Origin of the sequence: Alistipes sp. AM16-43 (assembly GCF_003435745.1) — a bacterium.
Taxonomy (GTDB): Bacteria; Bacteroidota; Bacteroidia; order Bacteroidales; family Rikenellaceae; genus Alistipes; species Alistipes onderdonkii.
On sequence record NZ_QTUQ01000002.1, the window covers coordinates 341,297 to 359,758 of the forward strand.

15 protein-coding genes are annotated in these 18,462 nt (G+C 60.4%); 10 read left to right on the forward strand and 5 right to left on the reverse strand.

What is annotated here, in order from left to right; all coding sequences use genetic code 11:
• Positions 1-2 precede the first annotated feature (2 nt).
• From DW189_RS04605 to DW189_RS04635, 7 genes are all read left to right on the forward strand, one after another.
• Entirely contained in the window at positions 3-1,361 is a 1,359-nt protein-coding gene (locus tag DW189_RS04605) for an MATE family efflux transporter (RefSeq protein WP_022332890.1), read from the forward strand.
• 70 nt (positions 1,362-1,431) lie between these two features.
• On the forward strand, positions 1,432-2,991 hold the full coding sequence (locus DW189_RS04610; RefSeq protein ID WP_117507031.1) for a stage 0 sporulation family protein: 1,560 nt from the start codon (positions 1,432-1,434) through the stop codon (positions 2,989-2,991).
• A 264-nt stretch (positions 2,992-3,255) separates the two neighbouring features.
• Entirely contained in the window at positions 3,256-3,633 is a 378-nt protein-coding gene (locus tag DW189_RS04615) for a hypothetical protein (protein WP_117507032.1), read from the forward strand.
• A gap of 9 nt (positions 3,634-3,642) precedes the next feature.
• Positions 3,643-4,389, forward strand: coding sequence for a tRNA (guanosine(46)-N7)-methyltransferase TrmB (gene trmB / locus DW189_RS04620; RefSeq protein WP_117507033.1), 747 nt, complete (start codon positions 3,643-3,645; stop codon positions 4,387-4,389).
• Between the two features lie 294 nt (positions 4,390-4,683).
• Positions 4,684-5,634 (forward strand): DUF6624 domain-containing protein, encoded by a 951-nt coding sequence (locus tag DW189_RS04625; RefSeq protein ID WP_022332887.1) that lies wholly within the window; start codon positions 4,684-4,686, stop codon positions 5,632-5,634.
• Between the two features lie 32 nt (positions 5,635-5,666).
• A complete protein-coding gene (locus DW189_RS04630) occupies positions 5,667-6,041 on the forward strand; it encodes a BlaI/MecI/CopY family transcriptional regulator (RefSeq protein ID WP_117507190.1) in 375 nt (124 codons plus the stop codon).
• A 30-nt stretch (positions 6,042-6,071) separates the two neighbouring features.
• Positions 6,072-8,645, forward strand: a complete 2,574-nt coding sequence (locus DW189_RS04635) for a M56 family metallopeptidase (RefSeq protein WP_117507035.1) — start codon at positions 6,072-6,074, stop codon at positions 8,643-8,645.
• Between the two features lie 233 nt (positions 8,646-8,878).
• Here DW189_RS04635 and DW189_RS04640 read toward each other — a convergent pair whose 3' ends face one another.
• A complete protein-coding gene (locus DW189_RS04640) occupies positions 8,879-9,973 on the reverse strand; it encodes an alkaline phosphatase (RefSeq protein WP_117507036.1) in 1,095 nt (364 codons plus the stop codon).
• A gap of 71 nt (positions 9,974-10,044) precedes the next feature.
• On the opposite strand from DW189_RS04640, the gene ung reads away from it, so the two are divergent.
• Positions 10,045-10,707, forward strand: coding sequence for a uracil-DNA glycosylase (ung, locus tag DW189_RS04645; RefSeq protein ID WP_117507037.1), 663 nt, complete (start codon positions 10,045-10,047; stop codon positions 10,705-10,707).
• A gap of 34 nt (positions 10,708-10,741) precedes the next feature.
• Positions 10,742-11,638, forward strand: coding sequence for a 1,4-dihydroxy-2-naphthoate polyprenyltransferase (locus DW189_RS04650; protein ID WP_117507038.1), 897 nt, complete (start codon positions 10,742-10,744; stop codon positions 11,636-11,638).
• 71 nt (positions 11,639-11,709) lie between these two features.
• Here the strand turns inward: DW189_RS04650 and DW189_RS04655 are convergent, their stop codons facing one another.
• The 3 genes from DW189_RS04655 to metK all read right to left on the reverse strand — a co-directional run bounded on the left by DW189_RS04655 (position 11,710) and on the right by metK (position 15,573).
• Positions 11,710-12,570 (reverse strand): RNA polymerase sigma factor RpoD/SigA, encoded by an 861-nt coding sequence (locus DW189_RS04655; RefSeq protein WP_010266169.1) that lies wholly within the window; start codon positions 12,568-12,570, stop codon positions 11,710-11,712.
• A 60-nt stretch (positions 12,571-12,630) separates the two neighbouring features.
• On the reverse strand, positions 12,631-14,103 hold the full coding sequence (locus DW189_RS04660; protein ID WP_117507039.1) for a Do family serine endopeptidase: 1,473 nt from the start codon (positions 14,101-14,103) through the stop codon (positions 12,631-12,633).
• A gap of 165 nt (positions 14,104-14,268) precedes the next feature.
• A complete protein-coding gene (gene metK, locus DW189_RS04665) occupies positions 14,269-15,573 on the reverse strand; it encodes a methionine adenosyltransferase (protein WP_022332880.1) in 1,305 nt (434 codons plus the stop codon).
• A gap of 215 nt (positions 15,574-15,788) precedes the next feature.
• Between metK and DW189_RS04670 the strand changes: the two genes are divergently transcribed.
• Positions 15,789-16,184 carry a hypothetical protein gene (locus DW189_RS04670; RefSeq protein ID WP_117507040.1) on the forward strand — a complete coding sequence of 132 codons (396 nt, stop codon included), beginning with the start codon at positions 15,789-15,791 and terminating at the stop codon, positions 16,182-16,184.
• A gap of 193 nt (positions 16,185-16,377) precedes the next feature.
• Here the strand turns inward: DW189_RS04670 and DW189_RS04675 are convergent, their stop codons facing one another.
• Complete coding sequence (locus DW189_RS04675) at positions 16,378-18,411, reverse strand: transketolase family protein (protein ID WP_117507041.1); 2,034 nt, start codon at positions 18,409-18,411, stop codon at positions 16,378-16,380.
• Positions 18,412-18,462: the final 51 nt, after the last annotated feature.

An 18,462-nucleotide genomic window follows, 5' to 3' on the forward strand; every position in this document is an offset into this window, starting at 1 on the left:
CGATGTACAGTTTCTCGAAATACAAAGACCAGTACAAATCCAACCTGCGGCTGGCCCTGCCCGTCGTACTGACGCAATTGGGACAAATCCTCACGCAGGTGGCCGACAACCTGATGGTCGGCCGCTACGGCGGCGACGATCCCGTGCCGCTGGCCGCCGTATCGTTCGGCGGGGCGGTGTTCTTCATCCTTTTCATCGCCGCCATCGGCATCGCGCTGGGCATGACGCCCCTCGTGGGCGAACTCTACGCGCAGGGCGACCGCGAGAAGTCGGCCGGGCTGCTGCAAAACGGCATCCTGTTCTACACGCTGCTCGGGTTCGCGATGGCCGCCGTACAATATGCGGTCATCCCGCTCATGTACGACCTCGGCCAGCCGGTCGAGGTCGTCGACATGGCCATCCCCTACTACAAGATGCTGGTATTCAGCATGCCGTTCGTCATGCTCTTCTTCGCATTCAAGCAATTTCTCGAAGGCGTGGGCAACACCAAGGTCGAGATGGTCGTGACGATCATCGCCAACATGGCCAACATCGGCTTCAACGCGGTGTTCATCTACGGCCGCTTCGGGCTCCCCGAAATGGGTGCCGAGGGTGCCGGGCTGGGTACGCTGCTCTCGCGCATCATCGCCCCGATCCTGATGATCGGCTACTTCTACAACCGCCACAAATACCGCGGCTACCTCGACGGGTTCTCGCCCCGCAACTATTCGTGGGCCACGGTGAAGAACCTGCTGCACATGGGGCTTCCGATCTCGATGCAGATGTTCCTCGAAGCCTCGGCGTTCGTCGGCACTGGCATCATGATGGGCTGGTTCGGCAAGGAGACCATGAGCGCCAACCAGATCGCCGTTACGATCGGCAACTGCGCCTTCATGATCGTCATGTCGATCGGTGCGGCCACCACCATCCGCGTGTCGCACTGCTACGGTGCCCGCAACATCGGGGAGCTGTCGCTGGCGGCCAAGGCGTCGTACCACCTGGTGCTCGCCTGGAACGCTTTTGCAGCGCTGGTCTTCATCACCATGCGCAACATCATCCCGACGTTCTTCTCGACCAACCCCGAGGTGATCGCCATCGCTTCGCAACTGCTGGTCTTCGCGGCGCTCTACCAGCTTTCGGACGGCATCCAGAATGTCTCGGTAGGCATCCTGCGCGGCATACAGGACGTGAAAATCATCATGCCGATCGCCTTCGTATCCTACTGGCTGCTGAACCTGCCGGTGGGTTACCTGTTCGGCTTCACGCTCGGCATGGGCCCGACGGGGCTTTTCCTCGGCTTCTCGTTCGGCTTGTCGGCCGCGGCCGTGATGATGATCGTCCGCATCCGGCGCAGCGTCCGCAAGCTCCGCCTGGGCAATTGAGGCAACGATTTAGGCAGAGTGGCCGCCGGATAAAAAAAATTTCGTATCTTTACGCAAATTATGCCCACAAATGGACACCGAAAAACAATATACGAAAAAGTGTAAACCCGAAATAGGCCGCGGATGCAGTTTCTGCGATTGCGGCGCAGAGTGCGAGGCGAAGCTCTGCGACGGGTGTTTCAAGCTTCACGAAACGGCGTGGCTCGAGGAGTACCCCGAGAATATCCCGACCGACATCGTGGAGGTGCGGTTCAAGAACACGCGCCGCTCGTTCTACCTGAACGCCAACAATCTGCAGCTCAAGCGGGGCGACATCGTGGCGGTCGAGGCATCGCCCGGACACGACATCGGCGTCGTTTCGCTCACGGGCGACCTGGTAGCACGCCAGATGCGCCGCACGGGATTCAACCCCTACAACGGCGAGTTCAAGAAAGTTTACCGCAAGGCCAAGCCCTACGACATCGAGAAATGGCAGGAGGCCATCGCCCTCGAACATGAAACGATGATCGCATCGCGCCAGATCGCCGCCGACATGGGACTCAACATGAAGATCGGCGACGTTGAGTACCAGGGGGACAAGATCAAGGCTATTTTCTACTATATCGCCGACGAGCGTGTCGATTTCCGCGAACTGATCAAGGTCTTCGCCGAGCGGTTCCACATCCGCATCGAAATGAAGCAGATCGGCGCACGCCAGGAAGCCGGGCGCATCGGCGGGCTGGGTGCCTGCGGGCGCGAGCTGTGCTGCGCATCGTGGATGTCGAGCTTCTCGAGCGTCACGACGGGTGCCGCCCGTGCACAGGAGATTTCGCTCAATCCCCAGAAACTGGCCGGGCAGTGCTCGAAGCTCAAATGCTGCATGATGTACGAATACGACACCTATGTCGACGCCCGCAAGGAGTTCCCGCGCCTGCGTGAGCCGTTGCAGGCCATCGACGGTGAATATTTCCTCGTCAAAAGCGACATTCTCGCCGGTACGATGACCTTCTCGTCAAGCAAGGACGCGATGGTCAATGTCACCACGCTGCCCGTGTCGCGCGTGCGCGAAATCATGGCGCTGAACCGTGCGGGCAAGAAGGTCGACCAGCTGCAGCACGCCGACGACATCCGCCCGATAGCCGAGGAGCCGACCTACCGCTCCGAAGAGGACAGCATCACCCGTTTCGACTCGGCCAAACGGCGCAACAAGCGCGGCCGCAACCGGGGCAAACAGAACGGGCAGGAGGGGCAGAACGGGCAGCCTTCCCAGGAAACAGGACAGGAGCGCCGCCAGGCTCAGCCGGGGCAGCAGCCCCAGCAGGAGCGCCCCGAACGCCGCCAGCGGCGCAGCGACCGTTCCCGCAACGGGGAGAACCGTAACGGGGAAGGCCGCAGCAACGAGAACCGGAACAACGGGGAGGGCCGCAACGGCGGTGACCGCCGCAACGGGAACCGCAATGAGGCAGCTCCCCGCAACAATGGCAACGGCAACAACGGAGGCAACAACGGCGCAGAGGGCAATACAAACGGCGGGGAACGCCGCGAAGGTGGCAACAGGCGCAACAACCGCAACCGCCGCCGTCCGGGAGGCGAACGCCGCGAAGGGGGCAGCGACAACGGCAGCGGAAGCAACGGGGGTTCAAACGAATAGACGGTGATACGGGCACGTGACATAGCGGCACGTCGCGCAGCAGCCGGAACGCTTCGGCAGACGGCCGGCATTCCGGGTAGCACTGCCACGCAGGCCGGCGCAATGCAGCCCTGTACAACACAACCCGGCACAACGTGGTTCCATACGCCAGGGTCGGGCAGGGCAGCGTCCGGCACAGCCGCATACCGGGATCGGACGGGCAGCGCATTCCGGAAAGTCCGTCGGGCAGTACTCCTTTCCACCGCGGCCTTTGCCGCAGGCTGCGTGTCACCCCACGGAGCCGCGGTGACCGATGTGGATGCCTCGGGCTGGGACACCCCCGCCGCCATCGTCTTCACCAACACCGATACGACGACGCTGCGTGACATGGATTTGTTCCTGCGCTACGACGACCGCATGGATGAAGACACGCTGACGGTACGCATAGCAGTCGTCACACCCGACTCGCTCCGGCACGAAGAGGCTTTCCGGCTCACACTCCCGGCCGCGCACACTCCGGCCGCTCTGTCGCGCGAGGCCGACCTCCCCTATCGCCGCCGCATCCGCTTCGCCCGCACGGGCGACTACTGCATAACCGTCACCCCCGGCCGCCCGGTGAAGGGCATCGAGGCCGTCGGCATCAATATCGTAAAAAGCGAATAAGAGACAACAATGGGCAAGGACAAGCTCCGCAAGTTCCGCGAGAACCTGACTTTCGACTGTTTCATACAACCCGAATTCGACGAGGTATTCCGTTGCGACCACCCGCTCAAAGGGCATTGGCGCAGCGACTTTTTCCATAACGACAACCCGATCGTACTCGAATTGGGCTGCGGCAAGGGCGAATATACCGTAGCGCTGGCCGAGCGCGACCCGTCGCGCAATTTCATCGGCATCGACATCAAGGGCGCACGCATGTGGCGGGGCGCCAAAACCGCCACCGACCGCAGGATGCCCAACGTGGGGTTCCTGCGCACGCGCATCGAGTTTATCAACGGCCTGTTCGCCGAGGGCGAGGTCGACGAGATATGGATCACCTTCCCCGACCCGCAACTCAAGAGCCGCCGGGCGAAGAAACGCCTCACCTCGCCGCTTTTCCTCGGATATTACGCCCGCATACTGTCCCCCGACGGATGGATCAACCTCAAGACCGATTCGAAGCATCTTTTCGGCTATACGAACGAGGTGGTGCGCCGCTACGGGCTGCCATGCGAAGTCTCGAACGCCGACATCTACGGCACGGGCTACGCCGACGAGGTGCTGTCGGTTAAGACCGCCTACGAGAAACGATTCCTCGAAATGGGGCTTCCGATCACCTACACCCGTTTTTCGCTCGCCGGGCGCCATGAATTCCCGTGGTTCGACTGGGAAGAGGACGAGAAGGCGGAGAAGGACAACGAAGAGGCACGGCTGGTCTGACTCCCTGAAGGGGCGTTCCGCCATCGCTGGCAGCCTCCCCCGTCCGGCAATCCGGCGGTTCGTTTGCGCCTGCGCACCCGGTTTTCCGGCAACAAACCTGCCCCGGCAGCCGGCCTTCGCGCCACAATGCAGACAGGGGACTCCCCGGAAATTCCCAAACAAGGTTACATCGCATATCGCATGTTAATATAGGTATTCTGCTTTTTGGGCGCTATCTACTAATTTTTTAGAAGAAATATTTGTTGATCTAAAAAATTAGTAGTAAACTTGTGTCGAGTTTAAATCATAATGCTCATGGAAAAGCGCATGTATATCGCCCTGATTTTTGTCGCAGCCTTCTTGTGCTCATACGCACAGCAAAGCGACAAGAGCACCTACCTCGCGCACATCCGCCAAGCCGACTCGCTCTACATGGCCGGCGACCCCGCCGGCGCGAGCCGGGCATTCGAAGCAGCCTTCTATCAGACAGAACACATACAACCCTATCATTTATACAATGCAGCTTGCGCTGCGGCTAAAGCCGGAGACAACGGGCTGGCTTTCGACCGGTTATTCAAACGCATAGCCCTTGAAAAGGAATGGTATTCCGATCGCATCGAAACCGACGGAGATCTACAACCGCTGCATGCCGACACACGTTGGCAGCTACTCCTCGACACGCTCACAGCGCGGCAACACCGCGCTGAACGCGACTTCGACATACCGTTGCGCAGGAAATTGCAGCAGATCGCCGCGAGCGACCAGCAGGTACGCACGGCCTATATCCGGGCCATAGAATCGGGTGCAAACGGCATCGTGACGGACTCGCTGATCGCAGAGATGCAGCGCACGGACAGTTTGAACCTGCGGGAAATCTCGTCTATTCTCGACAGTCGGGGCTGGGTAGGTAAAACGAAGGTCGGCGACGCATGCACGGCATTCTTCCTTGTCATCCAGCATTCCGATCCGGCAATACAGGAGCGTTACCTGCCCCTGCTGAGGCAGGGAGCGGTGCTGGGGGACATCCAGCCTTTGCAGGTCGCCATGCTCGAGGATCGCATAGCCGTCAGCAAAGGAGAACCGCAGCGTTACGGATCACAGGTGCTCCGGCATGGCGACGGCAGTTATTACATAGCCCCGTTGCTCGACGCGGAACGCGTGGACGAGTGGCGCAGAGAGGTCGGCATGGGGCCTGTCGCGGAATACCTCAAACGTTGGGGTATCCAATGGCCGGCGCCGGAGGGCTGCAACCGCGCTGGAAACTGAATGACATCGAAAACGAACTAAAAACCACTACCATGGAGAATAAACAACCGGAACTCACACGCGGCGAAGAGGAGATCATGCAGATACTCTGGAGGCTGGGCGATGCGGTGGTCAACGAGATCATCGCCCAGACAAAAGAACCCCGCCCGAAATACACCACAGTCGCGACCTTCCTCAAAATCCTCGAAAACAAAGGTTTCGTCAACCACACGCCCGAGGGCAAAAGCCACCGCTACTATCCGGCCGTAAGCCGCGAAGAGTACGCACGCGGGGTCATGTCGTCGGTACTGTCGTCCTATTTCGACGGCTCGCTGGCACAGATGGTCTCGTTCTTCTCGCGCCATGAGGACATCTCGGTCACGGAGATGGAGGAGATTCTCCAAATCATGCAGAACGCCCGCAAATAATCGCCCGCTCCGCCCCAAGCCCTTACGACCATGAAAACGCTGGCCATATATGCCCTCGAAGTCCTCGCATGCAGCGGCGTGCTGTTAGCGGCCTACACCATCCTGCTCGAACGCAGGGTGAAATTCCGTTGGTGCCGCCTGTACCTGCTTGCCTCGACGGCCGCAGCCGCACTGATCCCCCTGCTACGCATCCCCGTATGGCCGGGGCAGGTCATCGTGGCGACCCCGACCGTAACTGCGCCCGACCTCGCTGACTGGACGGCCGAAGTGCTGCCCGACGCCGAGGCGCACGCCATCACGCCCGGGCATCTGTGCCTGGGGCTTTACCTGGCGGGCGCAGCCCTGATCCTCGGCATCATGTTGTGGCAGGTATTCCGTATCCGGCGCCTCCGGCGCGGCGCGGAGGTCACCCGTACGGGCAAATACAAGATCGTGCGCACGCGGCAGGAGATCGCTTCGTTCTCGTTTTTCCGCACAATCTACATCTGGACCGCAACACCCGCCGCGGAGATGGGGGCGATCCTGGCCCATGAATCGAGCCACATAGCCCACCGCCACTCCCTCGAGCGGATCGTCATGGAAACCATGAAAGCCGCCCTGTGGTGGAACCCCTTCGTATGGATCGCCGCACGGCGGCTGACCGAGGCCGAGGAGTTCGAGGCCGACAGCGACGTACTCACGAGCGGCTACGACAGGGCCGAATACATGCAAACGATCTTCAAGCAGCTTTTCGGTTATAGTCCGGAAATAGCCAACGGGCTGCGTAACTCACTTACTAAAAAACGCTTTAAAATGATGACTACGCAGACAAAAAGCAGGCACAGCCTGCTCCGGCTGGCAGGTACGCTGCCAGCCCTGATCGGGCTCCTGTGCGCATTCTCTTTCACTACGCGCGCCGCAGTGATCGTCGCCCCGGCAACCGGCACCGGTATCGAAACCGCTCCCGGGCAGGAAACACAGCATGCCGGAGATGAAAAAAAGGACAAGACATGCAGGGTGTCGATAGATGTCCGGAACAAGGACAAAGGGGCACTCCCGGGCGCCATCGTACAGGTCGTAGGTACGACACAGGGCACCGTGACCAATGCGGACGGACATGCCGAGATCACCGTCCCGGACGGCAGCAAACTTTTGGTAAGCTATCCCGGCTACGAATCGGCAACGGTCGATACGAAGCGGCATAGCCAAAAGGAGGCCACCGTCGTCGTCTTGCAGCGAACTGAAAACAAGGCCGCAACAAGTTCGTCGGACGAAGGAGCGACCACCACCGAGAAACAGGTCGCCGTAACGGTACTAAAGGATGGCGAACCCCTGCCCGGAGCAGTGATAACGATAAAGGACACGCAAAAGGGCGTTGTCACCGATAAATCGGGACATGCGGAAATCTACGCTCCGCAGGGATCAATACTCACAGTCGCCTACGTCGGTTGCAAACCCCACCTGCTGGAGGTCGGAGAGGCAGCCCGGCAGTTTACCGGGATCACGCTGGAATCCGAAACCCCGGGGACACCGGTGCTTTCGGCCCAGACCGGCAAACCGCTCTGGGTGGTCGACGGAATCAAGGTAAACCCGGATTTCATAAACAAGCTCGATCCGAGCCGCATCGAAAACATAACGGTACTCAAAGACCAATCCGCCGTAGCGACCTACGGGCAGGAAGCCCGCAACGGCGTAGTAATCATAACGACCAAAGGTGATACGGCCCTGCCCACCCCGGGGGACGCCCGCCAGGAGACTGGAAACGCCACGACACAGGCCGAGTTTCAGGACGGCAGCATCCGCGAAACCGGGGAAACGGAGGACGACCAGCCGTTCCTGATCGCCGAGACCATGCCCTTGTTCCCGATGCAGGAGGGCGGCAACCCGGGATACGGTGACCTCAACACTTTTCGCGCATGGGTGCAGAAAAACATAAAATACCCCGCCGAGGCATTCAAGAACGGGGAACAGGGGCGTGTCGTCCTGTCGTTCGTCGTCGAAAAGGACGGCTCGGTAAGCAACATCCAGATTCTTCAAACCCCCGGCAAGGCATTCTCGGAAGAGACGCGGCGCGTCGTCGCAGCTTCGCCCAAATGGAAACCGGGCGAACAGCGCGGCGAAAAGGTGCGTGTGAGATATACGCTGCCCGTTGATTTCAGAATAACTGCTACGGCACAGGACACTAAGACCAGTGAAAACAAAAGTTCCGGGGAAGAACCGTTCCTGGTGGTGGATACCCCGCCGCAATTCAACGGCGGTGACATCAACGAATTCCGCCGGTGGGTACAAATGAACGTGAAATACCCGGCGGAAGCCCTCAGCAAAAACATTTACGGGAAAGTCCTGGTCACGTTCGTCATCGAGAAGGACGGCTCGGTGGGCAATGCCGAAATATTCAAATCGCCCGATAAATCCCTTGCGGACGAGGTACTGCGCGTCATCGGCAAATCCCCGAAATGGACGCCCGGCAAACAGCGCGGAGAGGCCGTACGCGTAAAATTCGGCATGCCGGTAGACTTCGCTGTCCAGACATCCGAAGGCATCCTTCACGACAAGGACACCGCACAGCGGGAAGGTGACATGGAAGAGATTTTAGTAGTCGGCTATGGCACCCAAAAAAAGTAGGCTTTCCGAAGCATCGCACCAACCATAAGCAGCAAACGGCGTCCACCCCGAGTTCAGTGGACGCCGTTTGTATTTAATACGGGGCGGAACCGGAGCCGTTTGCCGCCGGGCGGCGCAGCAATTCTCCGAAACAGCATCACCCGTGCAGGCAGGGCGTAATTCCCGGCCCCCGTTTACCGGACAATGGCATGACCTTCCGGTGGGGCCGCACCGGGCGCGCTGCACAAAAACGGCTACTCCTTCCCGAGCAGCGCCATGACCCGCCGGGCGAGTTGCGTGTTGTCCATTATCCCAGCAATATGCCCCGCACCCGTACCATAAAGGTAAACGGGGACGTAGGTCGCCGTGTGGCTTTTGGATCCGAAAACATATCGGATACCGCTCTCGGAGCGGGTAAAATCACCGTCGCAGCTCGGGATGGCGAGCCCCCCGGTTTCATGGTCGGCCGTCACTACGACCAGCGTCCCCGGCGTGCGGTCGGCAAAGTCCATCGCCGCAGCCACGGCACGCTCGAAATCGCGCATTTCGGCCAGTATCTTCTCCGCATCGTTACCATGCGACGCACCGTCGATTAGCGAGCCCTCGACCATCAGCACAAAGCCGCGGCCGACGGAATCGGCATTATGGGCGAGTATTTCCAGTGCCTTCTGCGTGGCGCAGCGCAGGTAATCTTCGCGCCGGATCGTCTTCGGGATATTTTCATCGGTCACGGCACACAGCAACCGTCCCGCACGAACCGGTTCCGCCTCTTCGAGCGAACCGGCGACCGCATAGCCGCGGCGGCCGAACGCATCGCGATACGAACCGCCCTCGGGGGACTCCTTTTCGAGCCGCCTGCCGGCACCTATGAGCACGTCGATATTGCTCGCCAGCAGGTCGCGCGTAATGGCCTTTTCGTCGCCCCGATCCGGGACATGCGCGTAAAATGCAGCAGGGGTGGCATGCTGGAGATGACATTTCACGGCAATCCCCGCAGGCATCCCTTCGGCCACCGCCCACTCGATGAGCGACTGCAGACGCCCGCCCCGGGGATCCAGCCCCAACGTACCGTTATTGGTCTTGCTCCCGCATGCCAGCGCCGTCCCCGCAGCCGCGGAATCCGTCACCCGGTTGTTGGCCGAATAGGTCGAGATCAGGGCAATACCTTGAGCCCGGTCGAAAGCCGTCGGGGCATAGCCGCCTTCGACGGCGAGCATCGAAACATGCGCCAGGCCCATGCCGTCGCCGATCATATAAATCACATTGCGGACACTGTCGGCGGGTTCCGCAGCCGCTGCGCGGCCTGCACCAAGCAGGCACAACGCCAGAAACAAAAATGCTTTCTTCATATCCTTGTGCAAAGATAACAGGAATCTGCCAACTTTTTACTACATTTACACCACTTTAACCACCTTGCAACATGGATGTAAAGATCGCCCCCGACTGGAAAGAACTGCTCTCTCCCGAATTCGAGAAACCTTATTTCGCCACCCTTACGCAATTCGTACGGCAGGAATATGCCACGCACCGCATCTACCCGCGCGGCAGCAATATCTTCCGGGCCTTCGACAAATGCCCCTTCGACAAACTGAAGGTCGTCATCATCGGCCAGGATCCCTACCACGGCCCCGGACAAGCCAACGGGCTCTGCTTCTCGGTAGGCGACGGCGTGCCGTTCCCGCCCTCGTTGCAAAACATCTTCAAGGAGGTTTCCGACGACACCGGGACACCCATCCCCCCGACGGGCAACCTCGACCGCTGGGCCGAGCAGGGAGTACTGCTCCTGAACGCCGTGCTGACCGTCCGCGCCCACGAGGCAGCCTCGCACGCCGGGCATGGGTGGGAAACCTTCACCGACGCCGTGGTACGCGCCATCGCCCAGCGCAAGCAGGGTATCGTCTACATGCTCTGGGGCAGCTATGCACAGAAAAAAGGCGCCATCGCCGACCCGCAGCGCAACTGCATACTCAAGGCCGTGCATCCCTCGCCGCTGTCGGTCTACCGCGGGTTCTTCGGCTGCCGCCATTTCTCGCGCGCCAACGAATACCTCCGCAGCGTGGGGCAGGAACCCATCGTGTGGTAAATCCGGGATAGCCCCGCGCCCACAAACCGAAACGATGACTACAAAAGAGATACGCACCGATTCCCTGCGGGCATGGCTGCTTGCGGCACGTCCCAAGACTCTGACCGGAGCCGCCGTCCCGGTGATGCTGGGCTGCGGCCTTGCGGCGGCGGACGGCGGGTTCGTCCTCTTGCCCGCGGTACTCTGCCTCGCATTCGCCTTGCTGATGCAGATCGACGCCAACCTGATAAACGACCTGTGGGATTACCTGAAAGGCTCCGACGGAGAAGACCGCCTGGGGCCTGAACGCGCCTGCGCCCAGAGGTGGATCACTCCGAAGTCCATGCGGCGGGGCATCGCCGCCACTACTCTCGCCGCCTGCGCCGCGGGCTGCGGGCTCATCGCCTACGGAGGCTGGTGGCTCATCGCCGTCGGCGCCGCCTGCGTCCTCTTCGCATTCCTCTACACGGCCGGGCCTTACCCGCTGGCCTACCACGGCTGGGGCGACATGCTCGTATTGCTTTTCTTCGGATTCGTCCCGGTCGGTTGCACGTACTACGTCCTCTGCGGCGGCTGGACATGGCAAGTGGCGGTCGTCGCGGCAGCCTGCGGCCTGGTGATCGACACTCTGCTGATGGTCAACAACTACCGTGACCGCGAACAGGATGCCCGCAGCGGCAAACGGACGCTCGTCGTCCGCCTGGGCGAACGGGCAGGACAACGGCTCTACCTGCTGTCGGGATTCGCGGCCGCAGCGCTCTGCCTCGGGCTTTGGGGCGACGGGCGGACATGGGCGGCACTCCTGCCGCTGCTCTACCTGCCGCCGCATGTCGCTGCATGGCGCCGCATGGTACGGATCGGCCGCGGCCGCGAACTGAACGCCATCCTGGGCGCCACGTCACGCAATATCCTGTTGTTCGGACTGCTGCTCACGCTCGGGTTGTTGCTGTAAAGGGAAGCGAAAGGCACAAAAAAATCCCGGACTAACTGATTTAGTCCGGGATTTTACGATCACAATACCGTTTACCCAAGGTAGGATTTCAGCAGTTTCGACCGCGACGAGTGGCGCAGGCGGCGGATCGCCTTCTCCTTGATCTGGCGCACGCGTTCGCGCGTCAGGTCGAATTTCTCGCCGATCTCCTCGAGGGTCATCTCCGACGTCCCGATACCGAAGAAATACTTGATGATGTCGCGCTCACGTTCCGTAAGGGTCTCGAGCGCACGGTCGACCTCGGTCGAAAGCGACTCGTTGATCAGCCCCCTGTCGGCATTGGGCGAATCGGGGTTCACCAGCACGTCGAGCAGCGAGTTGTCCTCGCCGTCGGCGAACGGGGCATCGACCGAGACGTGGCGGCCGGCGACACGCAGCGTGTCGGTGACCTTCTCCTTGGGGAGTTCCAGCTCCGTGGCCAGTTCCTCGGGCGACGGGGTGCGCTCATGCTCCTGCTCGAAGCGGGCGAATGCCTTGTTGATCTTGTTGAGCGACCCCACCTGGTTGAGCGGCAGGCGCACGATGCGCGACTGCTCGGCCAAAGCCTGAAGGATCGACTGGCGAATCCACCATACGGCATACGAGATGAACTTGAAGCCGCGGGTTTCGTCGAACTTCTCGGCAGCCTTGATAAGGCCCAGGTTACCTTCGTTGATCAGGTCGGGAAGGCTCAGTCCCTGGTTCTGGTATTGCTTGGCTACGGAGACCACGAAGCGCAGATTGGCTTTGGTCAGTTTCTCCAGGGCTTCCTGGTCTCCCTTCTTGATCCGTTGGGCGAGTTCCACCTCCTCTTCGACCGTGATGAGCTCCTCCTTGCCGATCTCCTGCAAGTACTTGTCCAGCGAAGCGCTCTCGCGGTTGGTGATGGACTTGGTAATCTTTAATTGACGCATGTTCTTATTTAACCTCCTAAAAAATTAGCTTCTCAAACAAAACCCGCCCGGGTCGTCCTGCTATTCCACAAGCACGTAGCTTGCAGCACGGCCGTTGGGATAGATGCCGTCGATCGAACGCACCTTGTCGGTCATGCGCTCCATGTCGGAGAGCGAATAGACCGGACGGTCGTTGATGTGGGTAATCACAAATCCCTGCTTAACGCGGGCGCGGGCCAGAATTCCGTCGGCCTTGATGCCGACCACCTGCACGCCGCCCTTGATATCGAGCTCACGGCAGAGTTTGGCGCCCGCATCGGCGAACTTACCTCCGAGAACCTCGACCATATCGACGTCTTCTTTGGTAATTAATTCCGTTTTACCTGCTTTATTACGCAATGTAACGTCAATTTGTTTCACCTTGCCGTCTCTTTTTACCGATAATTTAACCTTATCGTTGGGTCGGCGGCGTCCGATCTGCTCGGAGAGCGTCGCATTGTCGTTGATCTTCACGCCGTCGATGTCCAGGATGACGTCGCCCTTGCGGATGCCGGCCTCGGAGGCCGAACCGCCTTCGACGACGCTGCTGACATAGGCGCCGCCCAGCTCCTTGATACCGGTTTCCTCACCCATGTTGTCGATGAAGTCCTGATCGACGATGCCATACCGGATCCCCAGCAGCGCACGCTGCACGATGCCGTACTCCTTCAGATCGACGACCACCTTGCGGACGATCGACTCGGGGATGGCGAACGAATAACCCACGTAACTGCCCGTCTGCGACTTGATCAGGGTGTTGATACCCACCAGTTCGCCGTGTGTATTGACCAGCGCACCGCCCGAATTACCCGGGTTTACCGCAGCATCGGTCTGGATGAAAGCCTCGATGCTGAAATCGTTGGGGATCACGCCCAGGTTACGCGCCTTAGCGCTCACGATGCCGGCCGTGATGGTCGATTGCAGGTCGAAGGGCGAACCGATCGCCAGTACCCACTCACCCAGGCGCAGTGCGTCCGACGAACCGAACGGCACGGTCGGCAGGTCTGCGGCCTCGATTTTCAGCAGCGCGAGGTCGGTCGCCGAGTCCTTGCCGATGAGCTTGGCCTCGAACGTGCGGCCGTCGTTGAGTTTCACCTTGAGCTTCGAGGCCCCGTCCACGACGTGGTTGTTGGTGACGATATAACCGTCCTCGGAGATGATGACACCCGAACCGCCGGCACGCTGCTCGCGGAACTGCGGCCCTTCGTCATACCCCTGCGGGATGCCGAAGAACTCCAGGAACGGGTCGTAACCCCGGCGCCGGGGCATCTCTACCTGCTGTACGGCCTCGATGTTGACGACGGCTTTCACCGCGTTCTCGGCGGCGTACGTCAGGTCAGGGTACTGCTCGGCCTGGTATGACGTAAAATGTGTTCCCAGCGCGGGCGTACGTTCCACCTCACGCTCGATGTATTGCACCGAACCCTCGCGGGGCGCGGCAACTTTCCAAGCCGTAAATCCGCCCGCTGCGACCGACACGGCAACTACTCCTAAAATTAAAAATGCCTTTTTCATAATCACTAATTGGTTCAATAAATTAATCAGAGGCAACTTCCGCCATAGGCTATTAATTTTTTTATTTCGTAGGACAAACGAACTAAAACGTCCGGTTAGTATGCGGATATAGGCAAAAATCGGGACATCCGCGCCGAATGTCCCGATCTGCCGTATCCCGGAGCGTTACAGCCCGAACTCTTTACGGATGCAATCCACCGCGTCGAGCTTCTCCCATCCGAAATACTCGATCTCGCGTTCCACTTCGCGGCCGTTCTCCCAGACCTTCTCGACCTGCTTATAAGGACGGTTGCCGAAATGCCCGTAGGAAGCCGTAGCCTCGAAGATCGGGTTCTTCAGCCCGAAGCGTTTCACGATCGCGGCGGGGCGCAGGTCGAAAAGCCTGCCAATGCGGCGGGCGATTTCGCCGTCGGTCATCCCCTCCAGCGCCGCGGGGCGGGGCGAACGGTACGTGTCGACGTAGATCGACAGCGGCTGGGCGATGCCGATGGCGTAGGACAACTCGACGAGCACTTCGTCGGCGACGCCTGCCGCCACCAGGTTCTTGGCGATATGCCGGGCAGCATAGGCCGCCGAGCGGTCTACCTTCGACGAATCCTTGCCCGAGAAAGCGCCGCCGCCGTGTGCGCCGCGGCCGCCGTAGGTATCGACGATGATCTTGCGCCCCGTGAGGCCGGTATCGCCGTGGGGGCCGCCGATCACGAATTTGCCCGTGGGATTCACGTGCAGGATGTAATCGTCGCCGATCAGACCGGCCAGCTTGTCGCCGGCCCGCTCCAGGCGCGCCTTGACGCGCGGGATGAGGATCGTGCGCACATCCTCGCGGATGCGCTCCTGCATCCGCTCCTCGGCCTCTTTCTCCGTGAGGCCGTTGCCGGGCAGGATGAACTCGTCGTGCTGCGTCGACACCACGATGGTATGCACGCGCAGCGGTTTGTTCGTCCGCTCGTCGTACTCGATCGTCACCTGCGACTTCGAGTCGGGGCGCAGGTAAGTCATCACCTCGCCTTCACGGCGGATGACGGCCAGCTCCTTGAGGATGACGTGCGAGAGGATCAGCGTCGCAGGCATCATCTCGCGGGTCTCGTTGCAGGCATAGCCGAACATGATGCCCTGGTCGCCGGCGCCCTGGTCTTCCTCGGCGGCACGCACGACGCCCTGGTTGATGTCGGACGACTGCTCGTGGATGGCCGACAAGATACCGCACGAATTGCAGTCGAACTGATACTCGCTCTTCGTGTAGCCGATGCGGTTGATGACGCGGCGCGCCACGCCCTGCACGTCGACATACGCATCCGAGCGCACCTCACCCGCCACGACCACCAGTCCGGTGGTGCACAGCGTTTCGCAGGCGACCTTCGAATTGGCATCACGACGCAGGAATTCGTCGAGGATGGCGTCGGAAATCTGGTCTGAAACTTTATCGGGGTGCCCCTCGGACACCGACTCCGATGTAAACAAAAAGCCCATTTTCATACATTTTTAATGGTTAAACGTATAAAATGGGAAAAATTGGCTGTTGGAATAAAAAATAAGCTGTTTTAGCAATTTTTTACTGTGGTTGCAATCAGTCAAATCTTTCCACATTTTCCCGCTTGACAGACGGGACTGCAAAGATACGCAGGATTTTCACAATATGCAAAAAAAACATACCTTTGCATCCGACAATTCTTAACACACCGTATATGAAAAGATTTTTCCTCGCCGCACTGCTCCTGTGCGCCGCCGTGGCCTTCACGGGCTGCGACAACGATGACGACGACCTGTACGACACGCTCTCGGGAAGAGTCTGGGCGGGCGACCTGGGATTCTACCAGGACGGGCGCATCCCTCTGGACAGCTATGTCTATTTCGGGGCGGACGGCTTCGGCACCGACGAGCTCCGCTACGCCGACACGGGGCGCTACCTCGACACGCTCAACATCCAGTGGGACGCCTACGACGACAAAATCTACATCAGCTACGGGCGGGCCGATTACCCGCGCGAACTGCGCAACGTATACATCCGCCGGGGCAGGCTGACAGGCGAACTTTTCATCGACGGGCAATACTACGACCGGGTCACACTCTACATGCAATAGGGTCTTGCCCGGAAAAACCCGGACAGGCCACGATTCCGGGCTGCGCCCGACAGAAACGATCCCGGCAGGTTCCGGACTGCGGAATTCCGGTGCGACGACCGCCTTGCAAACAAGGCCCCGAATATGATTTCGGGGCCTTGTCCATTGTGTAATTCGGGCTCTCCGCACATTCGGGCGCGGGGAACCCGGGCGATTATTTACCGAGCAGCTTCTTGACCTCCGCAGCCACCGTGGCACCATTATAGCCGAACTTCTCGTCGAGCACCGTGTAGGGAGCCGACCAGCCGAAGTGGTCGAGGCCGTGGATCATACCCTTCTCGCCCACCAGCCCGAGCAGGTTCACGGGAAGCCCCGACGTCAGACCGTAGCGGACAACGCCGGCAGGCAGGATGCCCTCCTGATAGGATTTGGGCTGGTCACGGAACAAGCCCTCGCTCGGGACATTCACCACGCGCACCGAAATACCTTCGGCAGCCAGCAGTTCGGCCCCTTCGACAAGCGTAGCGACCTCCGAACCGGTAGCCACCATGACGACCTCGGGTTTGGCCGAATCCATCACCACGTAACCGCCCTTCGAAACCTGCGCGGCCTCTTCGCGGCGGCTCGTACCCAATGCCGGCAGCGTTTTGATGTTCTGGCGCGAGAGCACGAGCGCCACGGGGCGGTGCTCCTCGACGGCCAGTTTCCAGGCCATGACCGTCTCATCGCCGTCAGCAGGACGCAGCACAAGCATCGAACGCTCGTCGTGATGGTTCTTCAGATGCTCCATCAGGCGTATCTGCGCCTCATGTTCGACGGGCTGGTGCGTCGGGCCATCCTCGCCCACGCGGAACGAGTCGTGTGTCCAGACATAGATCACGTGCAGGCGCATCAGCGCCGAAAGGCGCACGGCGGGTTTCATGTAGTCCGAAAAGACGAAGAAGGTGCCGCAGGCCGGAATCACGCCGCCATGCAGCGCCATACCGTTGGCCACGCAGGCCATCGTCAGCTCCGAAACACCCGCCTGGAAGAACTTGCCGCTGAAGTCGCCCTTCGTGAAGGCCTTGGTCTTCTTGAGGAACCCGTCGGTCTTGTCCGAATTGGAGAGGTCGGCCGAAGCCACGATCATATTTTCGATCTTCTCGGCAAAGACGCCCAGCACCGTGGCCGATGCCGCCCGCGTCGCAACGCCGGCCTTTACCTCGATGGACTTATAGTCGATCTCGGGCAGGCGCCCCGAAAGGAACATGTCGAGCTTGCGGGCCAAGTCGCCGTGCTCGCCGCGCCACGTCTTCTCGACCCCGGCCTGGCGGGCAGCCCATGCACGGAGCGCTTCGCGGCGCTCGGCGAAGGCCTCGCGGCTCTCGTCGAACACGAAGAACGGGTTTTCGGGATCGCCCCCGAGGTTTTTCACCGTGGCGGCGAAATCGGCGCCAGCCGCCGTAAGCGGCTGCCCGTGGGTCGACACCTTGTCCTCGAAGCTTCCGCCGTCGGTAGCGCGGGCCCCCTTGCCCATGACCGTATGGCCGATGATGAGCGTCGGGCGTTCCGTTTCGGAGTTGGCCGCCACGAGCGCCTCGCGGATTTCATTGATATTGTGCCCGTCGACCGACAGTACGTTCCAGCCCCAGGCTTCGTATTTCATGGCCACGTTCTCGGTGTCCACCTCATCGACCTTGGTCGAGAGCTGGATGTTGTTCGAATCGTAGTACATGATGAAGTTGCTCAACCCCAGATGCCCTGCGATGCGTCCCACGCCCTGCGAGATTTCCTCTTCGACGGCGCCGTCGGAGATGTAGGCATAGGTCTTGTGCGCCATCCACTCGCCGAAGCGGGCCGCCATGAACCGCTCCGCGATGGCGGCGCCCAGCGCCATGGCATGTCCCTGCCCGAGCGGGCCGGAGGTATTCTCCACACCGCGCATCACGTCCACCTCGGGGTGGCCGGGCGTCACGCTGCCCCACTGGCGCAGCGATTGCAGGTCTTCGGTCGTATAGTATCCAGCCAGCGACAGCACCGAGTAGAGCATCGGCGACATATGCCCCGGATCGAGGAAGAAACGGTCACGGTAGGGGTAAGCCATGTTATCGGGGTCGTAACGCAGGAACTCGGTATAGAGCACCGTCACGAAGTCGGCACCGCCCATGGCGCCGCCGGGATGCCCCGATTTGGCTTTCTCGACCATGGCGGCCGAAAGGATACGGATATTGTCGGCCACACGGGTCAGTTTGGAATTGGTAGATGACATATCAGTCTGTGGTTTTATGGTTTTGTCTTAGGGTTCTCGCTGCAAAAGTAA